This is a genomic window from Cohnella hashimotonis, from assembly GCF_030014955.1.
GTDB classification, from domain to species: domain Bacteria; phylum Bacillota; class Bacilli; order Paenibacillales; family Paenibacillaceae; genus Cohnella; species Cohnella hashimotonis.
The window spans coordinates 175,832-200,072 of the sequence record NZ_JAGRPV010000001.1; the positions used below are offsets into that span (position 1 = coordinate 175,832).

The 24,241-nt window shown below is 56.3% G+C and carries 16 protein-coding genes and 1 pseudogene; 16 read left to right on the top strand and 1 reads right to left on the bottom strand.

Annotated features, from left to right (window positions below; translation table 11 throughout):
• Positions 1 to 554: 554 nt before the first annotated feature.
• From KB449_RS00860 to KB449_RS00900, 9 genes and pseudogenes are all read left to right on the top strand, one after another.
• Positions 555 to 737: pseudogene (locus KB449_RS00860) on the top strand (ATP-binding cassette domain-containing protein); the annotation flags it as partial.
• A gap of 317 nt (positions 738 to 1,054) precedes the next feature.
• Positions 1,055 to 2,092: a Cfr family 23S rRNA (adenine(2503)-C(8))-methyltransferase gene (locus tag KB449_RS00865; protein WP_282906541.1), complete on the top strand. Its 1,038-nt coding sequence runs from the start codon at positions 1,055 to 1,057 to the stop codon at positions 2,090 to 2,092.
• Between the two features lie 156 nt (positions 2,093 to 2,248).
• Positions 2,249 to 3,727 carry an Lsa family ABC-F type ribosomal protection protein gene (locus tag KB449_RS00870; protein ID WP_282906542.1) on the top strand — a complete coding sequence of 493 codons (1,479 nt, stop codon included), beginning with the start codon at positions 2,249 to 2,251 and terminating at the stop codon, positions 3,725 to 3,727.
• A gap of 49 nt (positions 3,728 to 3,776) precedes the next feature.
• The gene (locus KB449_RS00875) at positions 3,777 to 4,037 is read left to right on the top strand and encodes a hypothetical protein (protein ID WP_282906543.1); all 261 of its coding nucleotides are present in this window, start codon (positions 3,777 to 3,779) and stop codon (positions 4,035 to 4,037) included.
• Between the two features lie 16 nt (positions 4,038 to 4,053).
• Positions 4,054 to 6,423: an AraC family transcriptional regulator gene (locus KB449_RS00880; RefSeq protein ID WP_282906544.1), complete on the top strand. Its 2,370-nt coding sequence runs from the start codon at positions 4,054 to 4,056 to the stop codon at positions 6,421 to 6,423.
• 141 nt (positions 6,424 to 6,564) lie between these two features.
• The gene (locus tag KB449_RS00885; RefSeq protein WP_282906545.1) at positions 6,565 to 10,359 is read left to right on the top strand and encodes an Ig-like domain-containing protein; all 3,795 of its coding nucleotides are present in this window, start codon (positions 6,565 to 6,567) and stop codon (positions 10,357 to 10,359) included.
• Between the two features lie 213 nt (positions 10,360 to 10,572).
• The gene (locus KB449_RS00890; protein ID WP_282906546.1) at positions 10,573 to 11,532 is read left to right on the top strand and encodes an ABC transporter permease; all 960 of its coding nucleotides are present in this window, start codon (positions 10,573 to 10,575) and stop codon (positions 11,530 to 11,532) included.
• Between the two features lie 16 nt (positions 11,533 to 11,548).
• On the top strand, positions 11,549 to 12,448 hold the full coding sequence (locus KB449_RS00895) for a carbohydrate ABC transporter permease (RefSeq protein ID WP_282906547.1): 900 nt from the start codon (positions 11,549 to 11,551) through the stop codon (positions 12,446 to 12,448).
• A 39-nt stretch (positions 12,449 to 12,487) separates the two neighbouring features.
• A complete protein-coding gene (locus tag KB449_RS00900) occupies positions 12,488 to 14,002 on the top strand; it encodes an ABC transporter substrate-binding protein (protein WP_282906548.1) in 1,515 nt (504 codons plus the stop codon).
• Positions 14,003 to 14,071: 69 nt separating this feature from the next.
• Here the strand turns inward: KB449_RS00900 and KB449_RS00905 are convergent, their stop codons facing one another.
• On the bottom strand, positions 14,072 to 16,396 hold the full coding sequence (locus tag KB449_RS00905) for a helix-turn-helix domain-containing protein (protein WP_282906549.1): 2,325 nt from the start codon (positions 16,394 to 16,396) through the stop codon (positions 14,072 to 14,074).
• Positions 16,397 to 16,690: 294 nt separating this feature from the next.
• Here KB449_RS00905 and KB449_RS00910 point away from each other — a divergent pair, with 294 nt between their 5' ends.
• From KB449_RS00910 to KB449_RS00940, 7 genes are read left to right on the top strand one after another with little or no spacing between them, the layout of a single operon-like run.
• Positions 16,691 to 17,662, top strand: coding sequence for an ABC transporter permease (locus KB449_RS00910; RefSeq protein WP_282906550.1), 972 nt, complete (start codon positions 16,691 to 16,693; stop codon positions 17,660 to 17,662).
• Positions 17,663 to 17,690: 28 nt separating this feature from the next.
• Positions 17,691 to 18,566 carry a carbohydrate ABC transporter permease gene (locus KB449_RS00915; RefSeq protein WP_282906551.1) on the top strand — a complete coding sequence of 292 codons (876 nt, stop codon included), beginning with the start codon at positions 17,691 to 17,693 and terminating at the stop codon, positions 18,564 to 18,566.
• A gap of 19 nt (positions 18,567 to 18,585) precedes the next feature.
• Positions 18,586 to 20,145: an extracellular solute-binding protein gene (locus KB449_RS00920; protein WP_282906552.1), complete on the top strand. Its 1,560-nt coding sequence runs from the start codon at positions 18,586 to 18,588 to the stop codon at positions 20,143 to 20,145.
• 58 nt (positions 20,146 to 20,203) lie between these two features.
• Positions 20,204 to 21,250 (top strand): sugar phosphate isomerase/epimerase family protein, encoded by a 1,047-nt coding sequence (locus tag KB449_RS00925; protein ID WP_282906553.1) that lies wholly within the window; start codon positions 20,204 to 20,206, stop codon positions 21,248 to 21,250.
• A 60-nt stretch (positions 21,251 to 21,310) separates the two neighbouring features.
• Complete coding sequence (locus tag KB449_RS00930) at positions 21,311 to 22,195, top strand: PIG-L deacetylase family protein (protein ID WP_282906554.1); 885 nt, start codon at positions 21,311 to 21,313, stop codon at positions 22,193 to 22,195.
• Positions 22,192 to 23,013, top strand: a complete 822-nt coding sequence (locus tag KB449_RS00935) for a PIG-L deacetylase family protein (protein WP_282906555.1) — start codon at positions 22,192 to 22,194, stop codon at positions 23,011 to 23,013. The genes KB449_RS00930 and KB449_RS00935 overlap by 4 nt, the downstream gene beginning before the upstream one ends.
• Entirely contained in the window at positions 23,010 to 24,062 is a 1,053-nt protein-coding gene (locus KB449_RS00940) for a Gfo/Idh/MocA family protein (RefSeq protein ID WP_282912704.1), read from the top strand. Before KB449_RS00935 ends, KB449_RS00940 begins: the two co-directional genes overlap by 4 nt.
• Positions 24,063 to 24,241 lie beyond the last annotated feature (179 nt).

Here is a 24,241-nt window from a genome sequence, read left to right on the forward strand (position 1 = left end):
ATTGTCATCGGTAGATTTGCTTTGATTTCTTTGGCAAGCCGATACATTAGTAAACCGTCAAATGGCATGGAAATGCCCCTTCCGTAAGAGATTTATTGTTAAAAAAAGACGCAAAAAAAGCGCCAGTACCGGCGCTTGACATGTGTGAATTAAATTCCGCGAACACTAATAAAAATGTAGCGTAAACACGGACTACACATCGAAAGTCAAAAACACTTGACCTCCTTTGAGTTCGGATATTCATTAAGTTCTGGACTAAAGTTCACGGTTTCAATAATTGAAAAGTATAAACCTATATGATATATTATTATCTAATTTAATAAAACGATTGGAGTTGAAGAGAATAATGTAATATTTCTAGCTGACCTTGTAAAGAATAAACCAGCGCGCCTGTTTTATTCTTGATCAGCATAGAAAGTTACTTATTCTTTTCACTCGATTAAATATACCCATTCCAACACTGTTTAAGGTTGGATTTGCTGTATTTCTTTGAGCCACAAGAAGGTAACTTTCTTGTGGCTTTTTTATATTTATTCAGGAGGTTAGCATCCCAAATGTCATTAATCAATGTAACCAATCTGACGTTTGCATATGACGATACCTACGATGATATCTTCGAGAACGCAAGCTTTCAAATCAATACCGATTGGGAATTAGGATTTACGGGAAGAAACGGACAAGGAAAGACAACATTTCTTAATCTGTTGCTCGGCAAATATGAATACAGCGGTACTATTATCGTCGAACTGTAAGCTAACTTTGCTTAGATTTGGAGGCCGAAATCAATGATTGAAGTCGTAAATGTTCATGTGAACCGCTCGTTGTCCGTGGGTACGGTTCACGATCAAAATAAACGGATGCCGGAGCATTATCCATCTATCGATAGATGCACGTAGCGCTTGAAGGTGCAAGCAGCGTCGTCCATCTATCGATAGATGCACGTAGCGCTTGAAGGTGCAAGCAGCGTCGGTTAATGTAGTTGGTTAATGTAGATGTTAAGTATCCGACATGGGGTACTTAAGGCCTTTTCTCCGGCTTAAGAGGAGAAAGCATCATGAAATCTACTTCTAAATACGAAATGATTCAACGCCTATTGTCTGAATGGAAACAACCCGCCTTTCGGTTCCAACAAATCGCCGATGCGATCTTCAAGCAAAGAATCGGCGAATACGACAAGATGACCATACTACCCAAGAGTATAAGAAACGAATTAGTAAAGCAACTTGGCGAACACGTATTGAACGTAACCCCAGTGATGCAAAAGACATCCAGTCAAGTGAATAAAGTTCTTTTTTCCATTGCCGGCGGCGAACGTATAGAAGCCGTTCAACTGAGCTATGAGCGCGGCTGGAAATCTTACTGCATTTCCAGCCAGTGCGGATGCGGATTCGCTTGCACCTTCTGCGCTACAGGCACGATCGGACTGAAACGAAATCTAACGGCTGATGAAATTACCGATCAATTGTTATACTTTCATTTAAACGGTCAAGCCTTGGACAGCGTCTCGTTTATGGGCATGGGGGAAGCGCTAGCCAATCCTCATCTATTCGACGCGTTAAAGATACTGACGGATCCGCGAACCTTTGGCTTGGGGCATCGAAGAATTACCGTTTCCACCATCGGAATATTGCCGGGTATCGGTCGTCTGGCTAAGGAATTTCCGCAGGTTAACCTGACCTTCTCGCTGCATTCTCCGTTCGACGAACAGAGGAGCGAGCTAATGCCCATTAACAAGCGGTATCCGCTAAATGAAGTGTTTAGCAAGTTGGATCAGCATATTCGCGACACAGGTAGAAAAGTATATATTGCCTATATTTTACTTCGAGGAGAAAACGATTCTAACGAGCACGCGGAAGCCATTGCTGCTTTGTTGAAGCGCAGAGGTTCGTGGGAACATTTATATCACGTTAATTTGATTCCCTACAATGCAACGGACGTGACGCCCGAGAGCTTTCAACAATCGGACAAGGAACGGGTTCAAGGTTTTGTCAGGATCTTAAAGTCAAAGGGAATTCATGTCACGGTACGAATGCAATTCGGAACGGACATCGATGCAGCCTGCGGTCAACTGTACGGACATAACAAGCAATAAAGGAGGGGCAAGATGACTTCGGACACAGTTGTTACGCATGATTGACTCCGTATAAGTCGGTTTGTAGCCATTGAACTTATACGGAGTAAACGAGAATAAATGGATACAGCCGACTTTTTATAAATCAGTATGCGTTTATAAAAAGGAGGATCTACTATGTCAATGATACATGCACAAAACCTGACGTTTTCATATCCTAGCAGCTTTGATAATATTTTCGAAAATGTTAGTTTTCAAATAGATACGGATTGGAAGCTTGGGTTTATTGGCCGCAACGGCCGAGGCAAGACAACTTTTTTCAATCTGTTATTAGGAAAATACGAGTACAGCGGAAATATTATTTCTTCGGTAGAATTTAATTACTTTCCATATCCGGTTTCGGATAAAAGCAGATTCACGTATGAAATATTAGAAGAGATATGCCCTCAAGCGGAAGATTGGGAGTTTCTTCGGGAAATATCTTATTTAGATGTCGAAGCTGAAGTGATGTATCGACCTTTCGAAACGTTATCCAACGGGGAACAAACGAAAGTCTTGCTGGCTGCGCTTTTCTTGGGTGAAGGGAAATTTTTATTAATTGATGAGCCGACCAATCACTTGGATACCGCTGCACGAAAGATCGTTTCTAATTATTTGAAAAGAAAAAAAGGGTTTATATTAATATCGCATGATAGAAACTTTTTGGATGGCTGCGTCGATCATATCTTGTCGATAAACAAAGCCAATATAGAAGTTCAAAGCGGTAATTATTCTTCTTGGAAGCTGAATTTCGATAGACAGCAGGAACATGAGGAAAAATCGAACGAGCGGTTGCAGAAAGACATTGGAAGGCTACAACAATCTTCAAAACAATCGGCCAATTGGTCTAATAAAGTAGAGGCTTCCAAAAACGGTACAACGAATTCCGGTTCTAAATTAGACAAGGGTTATGTCGGACATAAAGCAGCAAAAATGATGAAACGCGCAAAGAACCTGGAATCCAGGCAAAATAAAGCGATAGAAGAAAAGTCGGCGCTGCTAAAAAACGTAGAAAAAACCGTGTCATTGCAATTAGAGCCATTGAATTACAAATCTAAAGAACTCATTCAGTTAACGGGAGTCTCTGTTAAGTACGATGGTGAATTGGTTAATACGCCAATCAGTTTTAGTGTTGAAGCAGGAGACCGAGTTGTGCTTGATGGAAAGAATGGTAGCGGGAAAAGTAGTATTTTAAAACTAATCCTAGGGAATTCACTCCAGCATACGGGTACTTTGAACGTTGGTTCAGGCCTTGTCATTTCTTATGTACAGCAAGATACCTCTCATTTAAAAGGAAAGTTATCTGCTTTTATTGAAGAAAATCAGATTGACGAACCATTATTTAAATCCATTCTACGAAAGATGGATTTTGACCGTATTCAGTTTGAAAAAGATATATCCCACTATTCCGGCGGACAAAAGAAAAAGTTGCTTATCGCCAAAAGTTTATGCGAAAAAGCCCATTTATATATTTGGGACGAGCCGCTAAACTTTATCGACGTTTATTCGCGAATGCAAGTTGAAGAGCTTATTAAAAGCTTTAATCCAACCATGGTTTTTGTAGAACATGACAAGACATTCCAAGAAGAAGTCGCAACGAAAAGAGTTGCCTTATAGTTAATAGAAAGTGATCGCATTTTTCCATGAACTTCAGAAGCTGGTGAAAATGAAACAAGCGGAAGCTCGGAAGTGGGCAGACGAGAAACGAACGAATTCTCAAGATGAAAATGCGAGCTTCCGCCTCGAAGAAAAACCAAGTGGCGGTCAAGTCGCTCTACATTACGCAACAGAATCTGTAATACCGACTGCCCTATCCGCCGAAAACGCATCCGGAACGCTTCCGGATGCGTTTTTTCGTATGATTCGCATTTTTTGTATCTTGACACCCCCTCCCGAAAACTACCATGATAAGGTCAAACAAAAATAAGGGGGCGTTCCCTCTTATGGGTATCCTACGTCTGCTTCGAAGCCGCCGCTATTTGCAGCGCATTCTGCTCTACTTTAATCTGTCCGTCGTCGGGATGCTCGTTCTGTTCTCCTTCTCGTATTACTTCTATTCCAAAGACATCGTGCTGCAAACCCAGAAGGAAGCCAACGAGAAAGTACTGTCCCAAATCAAATACAACATTAATTATTTGAATCAAATCGTGCAGAATATCGCGATCATGATCAGCTTCGATAAGAGCATGATCTATTTGATGAACGCCCGGGAGCCCGACCCGTTCACGAAGTTCCAGACGCTGCGCATGCTGGATACGGTCGCCGATTCCACCTCTTTTGTCGATTCGATCTCCGTGTACAGCGGCGCAAGCGGACAGCTGTATGTCGGAGGTTCCGGCCCCTGGACGCGCGATCATCTGCCGGAATTGAAGAAGATGACGCTGGACCGGCTGCAGGAAGCCGAACGTTCCCCGAGCGGCCGGCTGGTCCCGATGAGGACGGACAAGTCGAGTCCGAACGTGGATTTGTTCTCCTTTTTCGTCCTGGAGGGGCATCCGTCGAACGGTTCAGTGCCGAACGCCGTTATCGTCAACATCCGGCCCCAGTGGATATTCGACAATATTACCAATCTGAATGAACTTGCCGACCATCGCGACGGGGGCGTCTTGCTCGTTCAACATGGGCAGGCGCTGGCATACAGCGGCGAGGGCTCCGCGGCGCTCGGCGAGACGGAACGGCGGCAGCTGTCTGAGATCATCGCGGCCGGGCAGCCGGACGAACTGGAGCCCTTCTCCGTCCGACGGCTGAATGGGGAGAAATACTTCATCTCCGAGACGGGCATCGGCTTCAACGATTGGCGGATCGTGAGCGCGCTGCGGTACGACCAGGTGATGGGCCGCGTGGAATCATTCCGGGACATCTCGTTCATCCTGATCGGTCTGGCGCTAGCTGCGTCGATCGTGCTGTCCGCTGCCATCGCGAACCGGTTGTACAAGCCGATCGGCCGGTTGACCGAGCTGTTCAAGCGGAATTCGCCGGATTCGGGGACGGGTGAGGAGATTTCGAAGACGCAGGATGAGATGGGCTTCATCTCCGGCGTGTACGAGCTGACGCTTCATAAGCTTCAACTGGCCTACCGGGACGAGAGCCGCAATCAACAGATCGTGAACGATTATTTTTTGAGGCGATGGCTCACCGACAGCGAATCCATCACCGAGGAGGAGCTGAAAACGTGCGGCGAGGCGTATCCCGGCCTGTTCGAGGAGAATGGCGGGGAGGAACGGATTTGGCAATTGGCCGTGCTCGCGCTCGATCCCCTGCCGCAGTCCGGCGGCCTGCCGGCCGTTGCGGACGATCTGTACCGGTTCGCGGTCGGCAACATTACGGAGGAGTTGCTCTCGCGGTCGTGTCCGGTTCGCGTGCTCGATATGAAGAACGATTTTATGGTCGTGATCACCCGCGCGCCTGTGAGCGCGGATTCCGCCGCCTTGCGCGAATGTCTGGCCGAAGCGATCGAGACATGCCGCCAATATTATCGGAGGACGTTCTCGGCGGCCGTAAGCGACCCCGTGACCGACGGAATGTCGATAAGCCGGGTCTATCACGCGACGGTGCAGCAGCTGATGTACCGCCTGCTGTTCGGTGCCGGCTCCATCATCACTTCGGCGGACGTAGCGGACAATATGTATCGTCAGGACGCCGCCATCCCGCTGGAATGGGAGAAGAAGCTGGGCGAGGGCATACGCGCGCGCGATCTCAAAGCGATCCAGGCCGCCCTGGACAAATGGTTCGAAGCAATCGCCACGTTCCCTTACGACTATATGACATTCGCGGTTCAGCAGCTGGTCCTTGTCATCAAGCGGGTGCTGCGCGAGCCCGTCTTCGCTTCTCACTTCAATTCGGTCGAGATGCAGACACTGGGCAACAAAGTGATCCGGTCCGATACGCTGGCGGAGATGAGGCAGAAGATCGAGCGCTTCCTGGAGCAAGTATGTCAGGCCGAGCGGGAAGCGCAGAAGGAAGACAAGAGCAAGATTATCGTCGCCGCCATGAAGGAATTCGTAGAGAAAAACGCGCTCGACGTTAATATCAGCCTGCAGTCCATCGCGGCGAACTTCAAGATGTCGCCGGCATACATCGGCCGTATCTTCAAGCAGTGCGAGCATGTATCCGTAAGCGATTACATCACGGGATACCGGTTGGACAAGGCGCGGGATATGCTTCTCGGCAGCGACTTCAGCGTCAAGGAGATCGCCGATTATCTCGGCTTCAACAATGCGAGCTATTTTATCACCTTGTTCAAGAAGAGATTCGGCATCACGCCGAAGGAATTCCGGATGAACGCGACGCTGGAAGGGGAGAAGTCGTCGTGAAGCGGCGGGGTTTTGATACGATGTTCGGAATCTGATACGCCGCTTGTGACGAAATCGCGTTTTTAGCATAGTTTGCAAAGCCTTCATTTGCCAGAATAATAACCGCAAGGCCGCACTAAAACACGGAAAGGTGTGAAGGTGATGAGCAAGCGGATTCTGGCATTTTGTCTGGCTGTCGGATTGTTATTCGGGGTGTGGCCGCCGCCGAGCGGGCATGCGGAGGAAGAAGCGGGAACGGCGTTTTATGTGGCGCCGAATGGAAGCGATTCCAATTCCGGCGGAGAGAGCGATCCGTTCCGGACGCTCGAGGCGGCGCGGGACGCCGTTCGCTCGCTCAAGAGCGGCAGTGGGCTGCCCGACGGCGGCGTAACGGTGTATTTGCGGGAAGGCACGTACCCGAGGAGCTCGACGTTCGAGCTGGCGGAACAGGATTCGGGCACGGCCGATTCCCCGATCGTGTACCGCGCTTATCCCAGCGAGACAGTCACGCTGTCCGGGGGCACGAATCTGGAGCGGTCCGGCTTCGCAGCCGTTACCGATCCATCCGTGCTGGAGCGAATCATCGATCCGGTCGCGCGCGGCAAGGTCGTGGCATTCGATCTGGCCGCCCACGGCCTGACCGATTACGGGCAAATCAGCAGGCACGGGTACTGGAAAGCGAGCGACATCAGCCTGCTGCCGCCAATGGAGCTGTATATCGACGGGCAAGGCATGACGCTGGCACGCTGGCCGAACGAGAGCACGGTGCAGATGGGGGATATCGTCGACCCCGGACCTACCGTGGACGATCCGGATCTGCAGGAGAGAGGAGGCACGTTCAAGTACGGATACGATCGTCCCGCGTTCTGGACGCAAGCGGACGATATTTGGCTGGACGGTATTTTCGGATACAGCTGGGAATGGTCCTATAATAAGATCGCTTCCATCGACCCCGCGAACAAGACGATTACGTTGCGGTACGGGGAGATGTCCGGCATTCAGAAGAACTGGTATCCCGATTTCCATTTCGCCGAGAATTTGCTGGAAGAGATCGATGCCCCGGGCGAGTATTACATCGACCGGACGAACGGCATGCTGTATTTGCTGCCGAATGCGGCTTTTGCGGCCGGGCATGGCGACATCACGGTGACGACGCTGAAGGACCCGATGATCGTCACCCGCGGCGCGTCCTACGTTCGCTTTGAGGAATTGACGATGACTTACGGCCGGGACACGGCTGCCGTTATCATCGGGGGCAGCCATGTGACGATCTCGCACGCCGATATCTCGAACTTCTCCGGCGGCGCGGTGTTCGTCAACGTCCCGTCCCGCCACATGGACCCGGTGCCTGACGCAGAGCTGAACGGCCATGACCACTTGATCGACAGCACCCACATTCACCATATCGGCGCGCTGGCCGTTACATTGAACGGCGGCAGCGCGACGACGCTGCAGCCCGGGAACAACAAGGTGTCCAATTCCCATATTCACGATTTCGCTTACTACAACAAAGCCTACAATCCCGGCATCGCCCTGCGGGGCGTGGGCAACCAGGCGATCGGCAACGAGATTCACGACGCACCGCACCCGGGCTTCCTCATTTACGGCAACGACCATTTGGTGGAAAACAACGAAGTTTACGACATTTGCAAAATGTTCTCCGATCTCGGGGCGATCTATATGAACGCCGGCTCCACGCCGCAGGAGAGGGGAACGGTCATCCGACGCAATTATTTTCACCATATCGGGGAAAACATGCCCGGCGTAGAAGGCGTATATCCCGACAACCTCACCATGGGGCTGAAGATCGAACAGAACATTTTCTACAAGATGGGGAACGCCGCGATCAAGAGCAACGCCGGCTCCTATATCAAGGCGGACAATAACCTGTTCATCGATACCTACGTTCCGTTCGACAACCAGGAGATGTTCATGGGCAACGCGCCCGGCAACAAGATCGACGCGGACTACATGCCGCAATGGCACGCGCTGTTCGATCGCTACGACGATTTTGTCGGCACGCCGTATTTGACCAAGTATCCGGAGCTGGCGAACTTCTTCACGGAGAATCGGTATTACCCGGACAGCAACGACTTCACGAACAACGTCGTGTACAATCCGTCGCTGCAGCGGTCTTCGGAGGTGAACGCGCAAGGCGCGAGGGATGTGCACGATCTGCTGAATTACGCCGGCAACTGGGTGACCGCTTCGGACCCGGGCTTCGAGAACTTGGCCGCCGGTGACCTTCGCCTGAAGGACGACGCCGCGGTATTCAGCCAAATCCCGGGCTTCGTCGACATTCCGTTCGAGCAGATCGGCACGCAGGGGAAGGTAGGCATCTCCCATGCGCCGGATGTGGTGGAGGTCGTCGATATCGCGTTTCCTTCCGGCGCGGTGACGCTCGAATTGGGCCAGGAGAAGATCGTCCGCGCCGAGGCGATTCCGTGGAACGCGACGAACGCCGCGGTGACGTACGACAGCGGCGACCCGTCCGTGGCAACCGTGGACGCCGCCGGAAAAGTCCGGGCGCTCGCCCCGGGGACGACGGTGGTCACGGCGGTATCGGCCGCGAATCCGGCACTTGCGGCTTCGTACGAATTGACCGTCGCGAACGGGGACGGGGTCATGGACTTCACCGACTTCGAGAATGGCGGCAACGGCTGGCCGGTAGATCCCAATCGAAGCATCGCCGAGGATGCCGAAGGCAACCATTGGTACCGGATCGTCGGAGGCGCGAATGCCCAATCGTCGCGGGAGTACGCCGATTACGTGCTGGAGTACAAGCTCAAGACGCCCGCAGATATGCCGATCGGCGCGAACTTCCTCATGTACGAGCGAAGCGGAGCCGCCGGAAGCGGATATGTTTTCTACAAGAAGACAGCGGTGGGCTCTCAGTGGGCGCTCTTCGACTCGCAATGGCAAACGCTGGAGCAAGTCGATCTCCCGGCGGACGATCTGCTTGCCGACCGGGTATACGCGATCAAGCTCGTCGTCCAAGGGGCGAGCGTCAGCCTTTACGTCGACGGAGAGCTGCGACTGCAGGGCGCTAACCCGACCCACAGTCCAAGCGGCAAAGTCGGTTTCTACGTGGAGGGCTTCACGGCGATGCAGTTCGACGACGTCAAATTGTCGCTCGTACGGGAGCCGGTCACGGGAATCGGGCTGAATCAAACCGCGTTGGCGATGGATATGGGCGAGCGCCAAGAATTGACGGCCACGGTCGAGCCGCCGGGCGCCTCCAACCGAAGGGTGAAATGGACCTCCAGCGATCCGGCCGTCGCGAGCGTGGACGATAAGGGCACGGTTACCGCGCATAAGAAGGGCAAGGCGGTCATTACGGCGGCTTCCGCCGAGAATGAAGGGATCAAGGCGGAGGCCGTCGTTACGGTTCGGCCTTGGCCGAACTATCCGGTTCAGTCGCTGGAGAAAGCATTAAAGGACAAGAAGCGCTGGACGGACTCGGACGCCGTTGATTTTCACAAAGGCGAGGTACGCATAAAGGGAGATGGCGTGTATGGCTACGAGGGACAGAAGTTCGGCAGCAAGCTGCTGAAGTTCAAAGCCAAGTTCGGCGCGTACGACGGCGGCTGGTACGGCTTCGCGCTGCGTTCCGACCGGACCGGCGATCCGACATGGGTGAACGGCAACAAGGGATATCTCGTCGTTATTAAGGAGGACCAGATCGAGTTCCAGACCTGGAAGCCGGGACAGAAGATGGTCCGGATCGTTCCGAACACGGCATTCCAGGCCGGGCATGAATACGAGATCGAGATCGGCGTCATCAGGGGCGAGGGAGGGAATCGGTTTATCCTGAAGTCGGGCTCCAGGGTCGTCCTGAACGAGTGGGATGCCGAACCGGACAATCCGATTGCGGCGGAAGGGTATTTTAACGTCTACAACTACGCCGGGAAGGGCAATGCCATCGAACTGAAGCCGGCCAAGGGCAAATCCAAGTAAACACCTGCAAGGAGCCGTTCCCGCGCGTACATCGCCGGGGCGGCTCCTTTTTTATCGCTCCGCTACGATTATTGATGCAATAAGCAAATCCGGCAATCGAAATTGATACGATGTTCGTATTTTGGGATTTCGGCGGCGTTCCGGTACGTGCCATGATGAGGATACGGATCGACGGGATTCCGTATCACTCCATCAGACAGGGGGACAGACCGCATGCAGCAATCCGAAGCCGGCCTGCGCATCGCCGCCGCGGAAGGCAAGAGAAAAGTCCGGCGCAAGCTCCGAAGCGGCGACAAAGAGCTCAGCCTTCTCGCGCTTCCGGCTGCCGTCTATATTTTTGTCTTCAGCTATTTGACGATGTTCGGGGTTATCATCGCGTTCAAGAACTACCGTTACGACAAGGGGATCTGGGGGAGCGAATGGATCGGGCTCGACAATTTCAGGTTCTTCTTTATCTCCGAGAAAGCGTTTATCGTGACCCGCAACACCGTTCTTTACAACATCTGGTTCTGGATCATCACGACATTCTGCGCCTTGCTCGTCGCCATTCTTCTGAATGAGATCTCGCGCAAATGGAGCAAGTACTACCAGACCGTCATGTTTCTCCCGACCTTCGTCTCCTGGGTCGTCATCATGTTCCTCGTACAGATGTTCCTGAACCACGATTACGGATTCGTCAACCGGATGCTGGAAGCGACCGGCGGGGAGCGGGTACGCTGGTATCTGGAGCCGGCATACTGGCCGGGGATTCTGACGCTGGCGCATCTATGGAAATCGATCGGGTTCTCCGCCCTCGTATACTATGCGGGCATCGTGGCGATCGATCCGTCGTATTACGAAGCCGCGCGGATGGACGGGGCGACCCGGTTCCAGATGGTGCGCAAAATTACCATTCCCATGCTTGCCCCGCTGATCACGATTCTGCTCATCATGACGATCGGCAGCATGTTCCGGGGAGATTTCGGCCTGCATTTCTTCGTCTCGAACAATTCGCCGCTGCTGTACAACACGGTGGACATCATCGACACGTTCGTATACCGGGCGCTCAGCGTCAGCGGGGATACTTCGATGGCGGCGGCCGTCGGCCTGTACCAGTCGCTCGTCGGGTTCGTGCTCGTGGTGGCGGCCAACTATACGGTTCGCAAAATAAACGATGAGAATTCGCTATGGTAGGAGGTCGAGCTTCCTCATGAACGCTGCAACGACGTCGCTGAGCAACCGCAAAGGCAATATCGTGATCCATCTGTTCTTCGTTCTGCTCTCCGTCGCGATCATCGCGCCTTTCCTCTTGATCGTATCCGTCTCGTTGACGGACGAGAAGGCGCTTGCGGAGCACGGATACTCGTTCATCCCGGCGCGCTTCAGCGTTCTGGCCTACGAGTTCATTCTGCAGTCGCCCGGCGTTCTGCTGCGGGCCTACGGCAATACCATTTTCATCACGATCGCCGGCACCTTGCTCAGCCTGCTCCTCACCAGCATGATCGCCTACGTGATCTCGCGAAGGGACTACAAGTGGAGGGTGCAGCTCACGGTTTACATTTTCTTCACGATGCTGTTCTCGGGCGGATTGGTGCCCTTCTATATCTTGATGACGCAGTACTTGCATCTGAAGGATTCGCTCTGGGCGATCATCCTGCCAGGGATGCTGTCCCCCTTCTACGTCCTCATCATGAAGGGCTTCATGGGCAAAATCCCCTATGAGCTGATCGAATCCACGAAGGTGGACGGAGCCAGCGAATGGCGCATCTTCTTCATGATGATCCTGCCGCTGTCTACGCCGGCTCTGACGACGCTGGGCCTGTTCATCGCCTTCAACTACTGGAACGAATGGTTTAACGCGCTGCTGTTCATCGACAACGACAAGCTCGTTCCGCTTCAGCTGCTGCTTGTGCGGATCATGAACACGCTCGATTTCCTCCGGAACAACAGCCAATACATTCAGAGTTTGGGACTCGACATGAGCCAGCTCCCGGGCGAGTCGATGCGGATGGCGCTGGTCATTCTGGTCGCGGGTCCGATGATGTTCATCTTTCCGTTTTTCCAGAAGTACTTCGTGCAGGGCATGACGGTCGGTTCGTTAAAGGGATAATCCCTTTAATGTTATATTAAGAAGATGGAGGGGTTTGGATTGAAAAGATTGCGCAAAAAGGGTCTTCCGGCATTAGGCCTGGTGTTGTTCCTGGCGGCGTGCAGCGGCGGGGGCGACCCGAAACCCGCGGCAAGCGGCGGATCGTCGGAACCGGCTTCATCGCCTTCCGCAAGCGAGTCCGGGCAAGCGGCGCTCCCCGAAGTCAAGCTGACCTGGTATTACGGCGTGGCCCAGGTGCCGCCGGATCAGCAGCTCATCGAAGACGAAGTCAATAAGATCGTCAAATCCAAGATCAACGCGACTGTCAAGCTGAAGCCGATCGATTTCGGCAGCTATACGACGAAGCTTAACACGGCGAGCGCCGCGGGCGAGGAATACGATCTGGTGTGGACGGCCAACTGGGCGTTCAACTATGACGAGAACGTCAAGAAAGGCGCGTTCTTGCCCCTGGATCAACTGCTGGACCAATACGCGCCGGAAGCGAAGAAAGCCATACCCGATTTCACCTGGGACGCAACCAGGTACAAGGGAGAGATCTACGCGGTCCCGAATTACCAGACCGTCACTTCCCATTACGGCGTCAACGTGATCAAGGAGTATGCGGACAAATACGGACTGGACGTGAATGCGGTCAAAAAGTTCGAGGATCTGGAGCCGTTTTTCGAGAAGATCAAGCAGAACGAACCCGGCATCATTCCGTTCATGCTCGTCGGCCCGCTCACCAAGTTCCAGCCGATCGCCTACGGCTATGACGACTACGGCGTGAAGATCGGGGACGCTTCGTACAAGTCGAATGCGCTCGAGCAATCGTCCGAATACAAGCAGTTCGCCGAAATGATGCACCGCTGGTTCGAGAAGGGCTACATCAACGAGGATGCGTCCACGGTGAAGCAGATCGACGCGAGCTATAACGGAAAGTTCGCCGTATCTATCGAATATGCGATGAAGCCGGGATACGAGGCCGAGATCGAGTCCAAGAACGGAGGCCGGAAGATCGTCGGCATTCCGCTCGCGGACGTCACGACCAACCGGACTTCCAACATCACGACCTTGACGGCGATCAGCCGCACGTCCAAGAATCCGGAGCGCGCGATGATGCTCATCGAGCTCGTCAACAAGGACCGTGAGCTGTACAACCTGCTCAGCTTCGGCCTGGAAGGCAAGCACTACGAGAAGCTGGACGAAAATACGGTCAGAGTAAATCCCGCCGGCGGCTATACGGCCCCCAATTGGGTGTTCGGCAACGTGTTCAACGGCTATCTGATCGAAGGGCAGGCGCCGGACACTTGGGAAGTGACGCGGAAGCTGAACGAGTCCGCCGTCGTCCAGCCGACGTTCGGGTTTAACTTCGACGATACGGCGGTGAAGGCGGAGGCGGCCAACATCGCGGCGCTCAAGGCCGAATACGAGCCGCTGCTGCTCACGGGCACGGTGGATCCCGCGGAGTATCTGCCGGATTACCTGAACAAGTTGAAGAAGGCGGGCAGCGACAAAGTGCAGGCCGAGCTGCAGAAGCAGCTGGACGCCTGGGTGGCAGAGAAGAAGCAGCAGTGAGGATGCGGGGATTAATCCGAATATGAACATGCGGCCCATGCCTATCGTGCATGGGCCGTTTTTTCGGCGTCATCGGTTCGAGATCGCGCATCTGGCCCGATATTCGATCGGGGAGATGCCCTCCAGGTTCTTGAAGGTGCGAATGAACGAATTGCGGTTCGTGAAGCCGACGGCCGGCCAGATATCCTGCACGTACAGATCGGTCTCCCGCAGCATCTCCTTGGCTTTGCGGATGCGCAGCTCCTGCAGGTACTGTTGAAAGGACACGCCGAGCTCCTTCTTGATCAATCGCGACATGTAATTGGCGGATGTGTTGAACTTCTCGGCCAAATACTCCAGATGGATGTCTTCCCGGTAATGTTCGTCGATATACGCCTTGAAGGAAGCGGGAGCCTGCCGGACTTGCCGGGCGCCGACGCCGATCGTCCCCATTATCTGCTCGTAGAAGCCGGTGATGCTCTCCTCAATATCGTCCGCGGCGGGCACGCGGTCCAGGACAAGCGTCCGCATACTATCCCGATAGGTCGGATCCGGCAGCAGGAGGTCCCCTTGCTTCAGCGCTTGCGCACCTGCCATATATAGATTCAAGTACAGCTCCCTGGCCGAAATGTCACTCAGTCCCGCGCGAACCGCACGCTCGATGATCTCGCGCAGGAGGCTATACAGCTCCATCCGCTTGCATGTCAGCAGCAGGTTGACAATCTTCTTCTCTTCCCGATCGGTTATCGCCGCGCCGGCCGGCGTCTCTTCCTCGCCGCTGTAATATCGGATTCGCTGTTCGGATCGCGACGAGATCCGCCACAGCGCCTTCATCGCCTCCAGGTACGACCGCTGCGCACCCGCATAGCCCCGATGAACCGAGCCGACGCCGATTGCGAAATGCCGGACCGTCTCGTCCTCCGACAGCCTGAGCCGCTGTGTTTCCCGACTCAGGCTGTCGTAAAAGTCGTGTGCTGCCGAGTCCGGCGGCACGTTCGCAATAACGGCCAAAACGTCCGGCTCCAGCTCGACAAGAAGAGATGTCGGCGTCGGCGGCAGAAGCTCGCGGACGATTTGAGCGAGCCGGTCGTCGATCCCGCTCCGCGGATTGGCGTCGAAACCGAGGGGAGCGAATTTGAACCGGACGATCGCAACGGCGAAGCCCGCTTCAGGGAGGACGATGTCGCCACGTTCCAGCAGCGGCCCAATCTCCGCTTCGTCGGGGGCGCGGTTGTATTTGAGCAGACGCACGAACCAGCGCTCGATCGCAAGCGGCGCCGTATGCGAGAGATTGCTGCTCAGCGTCCCCATGTCGTCCATCATCCGGTGGAATTCTCTATCGAGCAGCTTGTATTCGTTGGCGGGAGGACCGGTGGCCGGAGACAGCTTGGCCATGAGCCGCTGCAGCGGCGTGTAGAGGTTCAGACTGAACAGGATGGACAGCAGCAGCGAAGCGATCAGCGCAAGCATCGCCATGCCAAGCCCCCAATTTTCAATTTTCTCCATACTCCTGCGAATATCGGACTGCGGCACGAAGGCGACCATATCCATGCGCTTGAATACGAACTGGCTGGTCGCATAGATGGCCATCGAATCTCTGCCGTCCACTTTCAGCCGCGTCCGGCCTTCCCGCTGCGTCTGCAACGCAAGCTTCGCGAGCCCCAGCTCCCTGCCCGGGTCGGTCACAGTCGATGCGATCGGCGTTCCGCTGTCGTCCAGAATGAACAGCTCGCTGTTCGGTGTCAGCTTGGAATCGACAAGCTGCCGTACAAGCGGTCCGAGCTTCAGATAGATGACATACAGGTCGTTGGAGCGGAACTCGGCGATCGACGTCTGCACGACCGGGAGATAGACGCTGCCGCTGCGGTACGCCGAAGTCGACGGCGGAAGAATTCGGAACGGATGCTGAGCCGCGGGGTATGTCTCCCAGAAGCGCTGCGAGTACAAGTCGAGCGAACCGAAGCGGCTGAAAAAGTCGGATGCGCCGTATGTACCGTCGTTGCTCACGACAAGCCCTTCTCTCCGCTTGTAGATAAAGACGCGATCGACGGTATCGTTCATCAAGCGAATCCGGTTCAGGGAGCGAATGCTCTGCGGGACGACGGCGTAGCTGGACGCGGTGCCCAAGGCATAGTCGGACGAGAACAACTGCATCGTATCGGGGTCGAGCGAGAGCAGGAAGTTGGAATTATAAATGCCGGTGAATGTGCCGTTGAGTTGAGAGGCGACGGATGTCAGCGATTTGGCGTAGTTGTCCTTCAGCTCGTCCTGGAAATAACCGAGATTGACGCGGTAGGTAATCCAGTTAATCGATTGAATCAGCAGAGAGATGAGAAGGAAGAACAGCAGGAACCGATACACGAGACTGCGAAACCCGCCGTTGATAAATTGTCTGATTCGAAATCCCAGGCGCATCGCCATCCCCCCTCACGCTATCTGTTTTGATCCGGTTCGTAATCGAGCCATTTTCAACTATTATAGAGTCCCGATTTTCAAATCGTCTACATTGTGTCATGTAATATGACTTATAATTTAACAAAATGAGACTAATAATATTTTATTGCACGTTAAGAATCATCTTTTATGTAACAATTTATTACACGATTATGACTTTGGGTGTTTCGTTCATCGTCGCCTTCCTGTTAAATAAGGAGCACGACGGTTCCGTCCGGTTCGGTCGTCAGCGAACAGGAAAGGAGGATAGAACGAATGCGCAAACTTGCCAGCGCGAAGGAGCGGGACGCGCCGCGCTCCGCCCGACAACCGCTCGAACGCAGCCGCACGCGGCTTGGCTTCTACTGGGCCAACCATTGGCAATATTATCTGCTTCTGCTGCTTCCGCTTCTTTACTTTATCGTTTTCCGCTACGGACCGATCGCCGGCAATCTGCTTGCCTTCCGCAAGATCGTCCCGGGCGGATCCCTGCTCGGACAGAAATGGGTCGGGCTTCATTATTTCAAATTATTTATGCTAGACCCGAATTTTTGGCACGTGTTCCGCAATACGTGGACGCTCAGCCTGCTCCACCTGCTGATCGCATTTCCGCTGACGCTGATCTTCGCCCTGCTGGTCAACGAATTCGGCCGCAAGCTCCGCAGTCTGATTCAGCTGGTGTCGAGCTTTCCGAACTTCGTATCGGTCGTCATTGTCGTCGGCATGATGAAGGAGCTGCTGTCGCCGTCGGGAGGAATCGTCAACGGATGGCTGGAGCAGTTGGGCATCGCGCCGATCTTCTTCATGAACGAGCCGGGCTGGTTCCGGACGTTGTTCATCGGATCGGATATTTGGCAGTACACGGGCTGGAATGCCATCATTTATCTGGCCGCACTGTCTACGGTAGACCCTCATCTGTACGAAGCTGCCGAGATGGACGGTGCAGGCAGGCTGAGCCAGACCTGGCACGTCACGCTCCCTCAGATCATGCCGACCGTATCCGTCGTGTTCATCCTCTCGCTCGGACAGCTGCTCAATGTCGGTTACGAAAAGGTGCTGCTGATGTATACGCCCAGCAACTCGCAGACAAGCGACATCATCGACACTTATATCTACCGGATAGGGCTGGAGAGCAACAACTACAGCTACGCGACGGCGATCGGCCTGGTCGCCGGGCTGGCCAGCCTAGCGCTCGTGCTGGGCACCAATGCGCTCGTGCGAAGACTGACAGGCCATTCGCTGTACTGATGCGCCTGAAGCTTAGGGGGGGAAAGCAATGAGCTACCGTAACTCGCAGGGCTACAAGCTATTTCGCCTGTTCAACATCGCGCTCATGGCCGTGACGATGACGGCCATCGCATTCCCGTTCCTGCATCTGCTCGCGCTGTCCTTCAGCGACAGCGCCGCGGTCGTCGGCGGACGCGTGACGCTATGGCCGATCGGCTGGGACGCCGGCGCCTACGCCAGAGTGCTCAGCCATCCGAGTGTCGCCTCCGGCTTCGTCAACGCGCTGGCGCAGACCGTTATCGGCACCGTCGTCGGCGTGCTGATGCTGACGATCTGCGCCTACCCGCTATCCAAGCCAATCAAAGGCCGGAAGCTGATTATGAGGCTGATCATGGCCACCATGTTTTTCGGCGGCGGGCTCATCCCTACCTACACGGTCGTCAAAGGGCTCGGCATGATCGATACGATCTGGGCGATCGTCATCCCGTTCTGCATCATGCCCTACTATCTCATGATCATGATCAGCTTCTTCCGCGCCTTCCCGGAGGGGTTGGAGGAATCGGCGATGATCGACGGGCTGGGTCCCATCATGATTCTGCTGCGCATCGTGCTGCCGCTCTCGCGCGCCGTAATCGCTACGATGGGTCTGTTTCTCGCGGTCTACTACTGGAACAACTGGTTCAACGCGCTCATTTATTTGAACAGCACGAACAAGTACCCCATCATGCTGATTGCCCGTCATATCGTCGCCGGCGCCGATCTCGCTTCGGAGCAAGCCTACGGGGCGACTGGAAGGGACAGTCTGTCGGGCGCTTCGCTGAAGGCGGCCGTCATTATGGTGACGATGCTGCCGATCGCTGCGCTTATTCCGTTCGCGCAGCGGCATTTCAATCAGGGTGTCATGCTTGGAGCAGTCAAAGGATAATGAAGAGAGGGATGCGTATATGGGACTTAAAAGAAAGCTTTATTCGCCGGCTGCGGCGGCGCTGTCATTGGCACTGGCGCTAGGAGCCTGCAGCAATGCCGCGAACGATTCATCCTCCGCGTCCGGGTCGCCGGCAAGTGCCTCGAGCGGCAGCGAAGCGGTCAGCTTCAGCATGCTGTACAACGACAATCCATCCTACCCGTTCAACCAGAACTGGCCCGTGCTGAAGGAGATCGAGGCGCGCGCGAAGGTGCATTTGGACATCCAGGCGGTGCCCAATTCCGATTATTTGAGCAAGGCGCGCATCGTGCTGAGCTCCGGCACCATCCCCGACCTGGTGACGACGATCGATCAGCAGACGCTGATGGAATACGCTCCGAGCGGGGTGCTGCTGCCGATCAGCGATTACATGGACAAGCTGCCTCACCTGAAGCAGAAGATCGAGGAATACGGCATCGAGGACGAGCTCGACAATTGGAAGCCGCGGGACGGCAAGCTGTACATTCTCCCGTTCATGAACGAGGCGGCGCTCTACAACCGCGCTCCGCTCATTCGCACCGATCTGATCGACAAGTATGGCCTGGCCGCGCCAACCAACGTGGACGAGCTGTATACGGTACTCAAGACGTTCAAGGAGAAGGAGGGCTCCGGCTATCCGCTGGCCAATACGGACGCCAATTCGCTGCTCGGCATCTTCGGGGCGGCGTGGGGCATCGAGCCGAGCTACAACGGCTTCATGTTCAACGAAGAGACGGGCAAGTTCGAATATGCCTACGCCTCCGACCGCTTCAAGGCGTATTTGACCTATTTGAACCGGCTCGTCTCCGAAGGTCTGGCCGATCCGGAGATCTTCACCTCCAGCCTCGACCAGTGGAAGCAGAAGCTGGCCAGCGGCCAGAGCTCCTTCTCCTTCTACTGGATCAGCGAGCTGGGTCAGCTCAACGAGGACGGCAAGAAGAACGTAAGCCCGGACTTCCAGCTCAGTCCGTTGCCGCCGATCGCCGGACCCGCCGGCAAACTCGCCTACGCTGCGAATCGCATCTATCACGGCACGGTCATCCCGGCCAGCGCCGCCAAAGAACCATACTTCGACAAGCTGCTGGCGTTCGTGGACTGGCTGTACAGCGACGAGGGCAACGAACTGATGACTTGGGGCATCGAAGGCGATACGTTTACGAAGAAGGATGACGGCAACGCATTTACGGAGAAAGCGACGGGTTCGGCGAGCCTGCAGAAGACGCTGTGGGACATCGGTGCCTCGAACAACAATTATACGATGCTGTTCCCCTACAAGTGGTTTGTACAGGTGCTGGGCGCCAAGGAGATCGAGACGCTGACGCAGCAGGCGCAGGACGGCGGCTGGTTCCCGCAGGTGGCCAAGGTGCCGAAGCTGGCGCCGGAGAAGAAGGAGGAAGAGAATCTGGCGCTAACCTCGGTGAAGGATTACTTCGCTAAGATGCAAGAGCAGTTCGTCTACGGCAAAGCCTCGCTCGATACGCAATGGGACAGCTATGTGGAGGAGATAGGCGCCAAGGGCGTCGACAAACTGCTGGCGTTGTACAACGATTCGCTGAAATAAATGTCGCGGCCTGGATACCGGAGAGGACTGGAACGCGAACCGGAAGGAGGGGGTAAGCTTGAAAGTCGGCATTGATATGCATCACGGATTTCTGACGGAGCCGGCGACGGTGGAGCAGGGATTGGAACAGGCGAAGCGCGAAGGCTTCGCGGGCGTGTACTACAAATCCCCGCTCGATCTGTCTCCTCGCCTCGATCCCGGCGAGCTGAGGGCGGCGGCCGAATGCGCCGCATCGCTCGGCCTATATATCGATCTGGGCATAGGAAGAGTGAACCCGTACAACACGAACGAGGTGCGGGACGTGTGGCTGCTGGGCGGAGGCGATTACAAGCTTGCGATGGAGAAGTTGATCGGGGCTGCGGCCGCCGTGGGCTGCCGCGAGCTGATCGGCGTGACGGCGGGCTGGAAAGGGATGTTCACCGGCTACCATGTATACGACCGGTTCCGCACGGACATCGCCTGGGAAGAACAGCTTCGCGCTACGGCGTCCTTCCTTCGCTCGCTCGCTCCGGCGCTGCGCGACGCCGGAGCGCGCATTAACCTGGAGACGCACGAGGAGATTACGACGTGGGAGATTCTGCGGCTGATCGAGCAGGTCGGCGAAGACGCGCTCGGCGTGGCGCTCGATACGGCCAATGTCGTCGCCCGCGGCGAGGATCCACTGGAGGCGGCGAAGCGCGTTGCCCCTTACGTGCACCAGATGCATGCCAAGGATTGCATTGTGTATTTTTCGGACAGCGGCATCGTGCGCCAGATCAAGCCGGCCGGCCAGGGCATCGTCGAATTCGAGGCGGTGCTCAAGCTGATTGCTGAGCACGAGCCGAAGCTGCACCTGCAAATCGAGGATCACAAGGGCTTCATGCACGCCGACCTATTCGAGGCGGCCTGGCGCGACGCCCACCCGGATCTGTCACTGGCCGACACGATGGCGCTTGTCCGCCATGCCCGAAGCTGCGAGCGGCGCATCGCGGCAGGCGAGCTGCCCGATCCGGCGGCTTACGAGCGTCCCGATTATCGCGAGCAGCGGGACGAGCGGTTGACCGCGGCGCGCAGCCATCTGCTGGTCGTGCTGGAGCGGCTGGGGCTGAACGAATCGATCGGTTAAAAAAATGAACGGGAGCAGCCTTATTCGCACAAGCGTAAGGCTGCGAAAGGAGAATATTACATGAACTCAGCATCGGGATCGGAAGCGTCTATTCGCGTGCTTGTTATCGGCGCGCATCCGGACGAGCCAGACATCTATGCGGGCGGCACGGCCGCTTTATTCGCAATGGCCGGGCATGCGGTCAAATTCCTCTCGCTGACGGACGGCTGCGGCGGTCACTATGAGATGGACGGCGAAGCCTTGTCCGAGCGCCGGACGATGGAGGCGCAAGAGGCAGCACGCAGGCTCGGCATCGCCGAGTACGAGGTGCTGCGCCGAACGCACGACGGCGAGCTGTACCCTGACGTCGCCACGCGGCTGGAGGTGGTCCGGCAGATCCGTCGCTGGCAGGCGGACATCGTCATCACCTTCCACCCTGAGGGCTGCAAGCACACGGACAACCGCTACGCAGGACGTGTTGTCGCCGACGCCGCCTCCTTTGCCGGCAGCGTGCGCAACGTTGCGCCCGATGTGCCGCTCTACGGCAAGTCGCCGCTGTATTTGCTCATGCCGGACTACTCCATGCGCGACCGGTACTCGGCTGACATCGTCGTCGACATCGGCGGCGAAGCGCTGGAGCGCAAGCTGCGCGCTTGCGATGCGCATGCTTCGCAATTTTACGAATATACTCCCTGGACCCAGGGACGGCTGAACGAGGTGCCGGAACGCTGGGAGGAGCGGCGGGAATTTCTGCTGGACGGCTGGGCCCCCTTCTTCTACTCCGACGCGAATATGCTGCCCGCGCTTGAGCGGTGGTATGGCGCCGATCACGCGGGGACGGTGTTGTACGCCGAGCCCTTCGAGATCGCCGACTATGGGCGCAGGCCGGAAGACGCCGAGCTTCGCAGGCTGCTGCCGATGCTGGGCGACGCGTCCGGTGTGCGCAAAGGAGGGCTGCCGGCATGACGATACGCAAGCTGAACGTGGTGATGATCTGCGCCCACCCCGACGAGCCCGACATGTACGCGGGCGGTCTGGCTGCGCTCTATGCGGAGCAAGGGCATAACGTCCGGTTTCTGTCGCTGACCAATGGCGACAGCGGCCACTACGCGCTGACGAAACCGGAGATTGCGGCGAGGCGCAGACTTGAAGCCGATCGGGCTGCCGACGTTCTCGGGCTGGACGCCTACGATATTTTGGAGACGTCGGACGGAGAGCTGGAGCCGACGCTGGCCGTGCGCAAGGAGGTCATCCGCTATCTCAGGCAACATGAGCCGGATGTGCTCGTCGCCTTCCATCCGGAGGGCGGCGTCAGTCCGGACAACCGCTATGCGGGCCGAGTGGTGGCCGACGCCGTGCCGTACGCGGGCGTACCCGGCTTCATGCCCGACATTCCGAGTCTGCGCAAGCGGATGCTTGTGCTGCTCATGCCGGATATGTCTCTGCAAACGAGCTACCGGCCGGACGTCGCCATCTGCACGGACAGCGTGCTGGAGAAGAAGCTGCTGGCCTGCGACGCCCATTCCACCACCTTCTATGAGCTGATCCCGTGGGGGGCCGGCAAGCTGGATGCGGTGCCCAAGGATTGGCCGGGACGACGGCAATATCTGATGGACGGTTGGTCGATTTTTGGCAAATCGGATCGCATGCTTCCTGCTCTGGAGCTGCGCTACGGCAAGGAGCGGGCTGCCGGGATCGCCTCGGCGGAAGCGTTCGAGATCGCCAGATACGGTCTGCAGCCGTCCGACTCGGAATTGGACGGGTTGCTGCCGAAGACGCCGTGAAGCGGCTGGCGCTGCTCGGCTGCTGGAACCCGTACCACGCGTCCGACTATGTCCGCGAGGTCGCCGTGGCGGACGATGCGCGGCTCGTCGCGGTGTGGGACGACGAGCCCGCGCGCGGCAAGGCCTTCGCCGCGGAGCATGGCTTGCCGTTCGCCGGCGATCTGGATGCGTTGCTGCTGGGCGGAGAGCTGGATGGCGCGATCGTGCCCGCTGCGCCGAACGGCACGCCAGGCTATGCGGTTATAGCCGCGGCGCGCGCCGGCGTGCCGATTCTCGCGGACCACATCTACGCTACAAGCGCGGCAGAGGCGGAGGCGATCGGCGCCGAGGTTCGGCGCGCCGGCGTGCCGTTCGCCATGGATCTTCCGCTGCTCGATTGGCCGATCAATCTGGCGGCTGTCGCCACGGCGCGTGCCGGACGGCTCGGCCGCATCGTCTCGGTGCGTATCCGCAACGCGCACGGCGGTGCCATTCACGGCGAACTGCCGGAGCGGTTCGGTCGCGCACCCGCCGGCATCGAAACCGACCTTGGCGCGCATGGCCTCTACCTGATGCGCGCGCTGCTGGGAATGCCGCAGACGGTAGTCGCTGCCGGGTGCCTCCTGTCCGGCTGGCAAGTGCCGGACCAGGCGGCGAGCCTGTTCGAGTTCGCCGGCGGCGCGTTCGCCGTTCTGGAGGCGAGCAACGTGTCCGCGGGCTCGCCGTTCGCGATCGAGGTGTATGGCACGGAGGGCTGCTGGCTCGGACGAGCCGACTCCGGCTGGCACCGCCGCCTGCTGCGCAGAAGCGACGCCGTCCTTGCCGGCTACGACAGGCAGGGTCGTGCCCTTGCTTCCGACTTCCTGTGGGAGAGCGCCCCTGAGGCCGTGCCCGGCGTCGTCTCGCGATGGCTGCGGACACTGGCGTCCGGCAAAGGCGGAATCGTCAATGATGAAACGGTGGGAGATGCGGGGCTGGCAGGCCTGATGGAAGGGGCGGACGTGGCTGCGCTGCTGGAGGCCGTCAGGCAGTCGTTCGCCGACGGCGGCCGTATCGTCCTTTCATATTAATAGGGCTGCATATATAAAGACCGGTCGGGACGGATGGACGTCCCGGCCGGTCTATTTGTCGCAGTCGATGATTCGCGCCGATGCCTGCCGCGAGGACACTTCTTTGTCCGGCCGCTTTCGTTCGTCTCCAGGTACCGTCATAGCCCGCGCCTGCGTTTGGGAGAATTTTGTGAACGCGG

What these genes read in the sequence shown, in the direction of transcription:
- KB449_RS00880 (WP_282906544.1), top strand. Translation starts at nt 4,054, where the DNA reads ATGGGTATCCTACGTCTGCTTCGAAGCCGCCGCTATTTGCAGCGCATT.
- KB449_RS00930 (WP_282906554.1), top strand. Translation starts at nt 21,311, where the DNA reads ATGAACTCAGCATCGGGATCGGAAGCGTCTATTCGCGTGCTTGTTATC.
- KB449_RS00875 (WP_282906543.1), top strand. Translation starts at nt 3,777, where the DNA reads ATGAAACAAGCGGAAGCTCGGAAGTGGGCAGACGAGAAACGAACGAAT.
- KB449_RS00920 (WP_282906552.1), top strand. Translation starts at nt 18,586, where the DNA reads ATGGGACTTAAAAGAAAGCTTTATTCGCCGGCTGCGGCGGCGCTGTCA.
- KB449_RS00910 (WP_282906550.1), top strand. Translation starts at nt 16,691, where the DNA reads ATGCGCAAACTTGCCAGCGCGAAGGAGCGGGACGCGCCGCGCTCCGCC.
- KB449_RS00885 (WP_282906545.1), top strand. Translation starts at nt 6,565, where the DNA reads ATGAGCAAGCGGATTCTGGCATTTTGTCTGGCTGTCGGATTGTTATTC.
- KB449_RS00905 (WP_282906549.1), bottom strand. Translation starts at nt 16,396, where the DNA reads ATGCGCCTGGGATTTCGAATCAGACAATTTATCAACGGCGGGTTTCGC.
- KB449_RS00935 (WP_282906555.1), top strand. Translation starts at nt 22,192, where the DNA reads ATGACGATACGCAAGCTGAACGTGGTGATGATCTGCGCCCACCCCGAC.
- KB449_RS00870 (WP_282906542.1), top strand. Translation starts at nt 2,249, where the DNA reads ATGTCAATGATACATGCACAAAACCTGACGTTTTCATATCCTAGCAGC.
- KB449_RS00895 (WP_282906547.1), top strand. Translation starts at nt 11,549, where the DNA reads ATGAACGCTGCAACGACGTCGCTGAGCAACCGCAAAGGCAATATCGTG.
- KB449_RS00915 (WP_282906551.1), top strand. Translation starts at nt 17,691, where the DNA reads ATGAGCTACCGTAACTCGCAGGGCTACAAGCTATTTCGCCTGTTCAAC.
- KB449_RS00865 (WP_282906541.1), top strand. Translation starts at nt 1,055, where the DNA reads ATGAAATCTACTTCTAAATACGAAATGATTCAACGCCTATTGTCTGAA.
- KB449_RS00890 (WP_282906546.1), top strand. Translation starts at nt 10,573, where the DNA reads ATGCAGCAATCCGAAGCCGGCCTGCGCATCGCCGCCGCGGAAGGCAAG.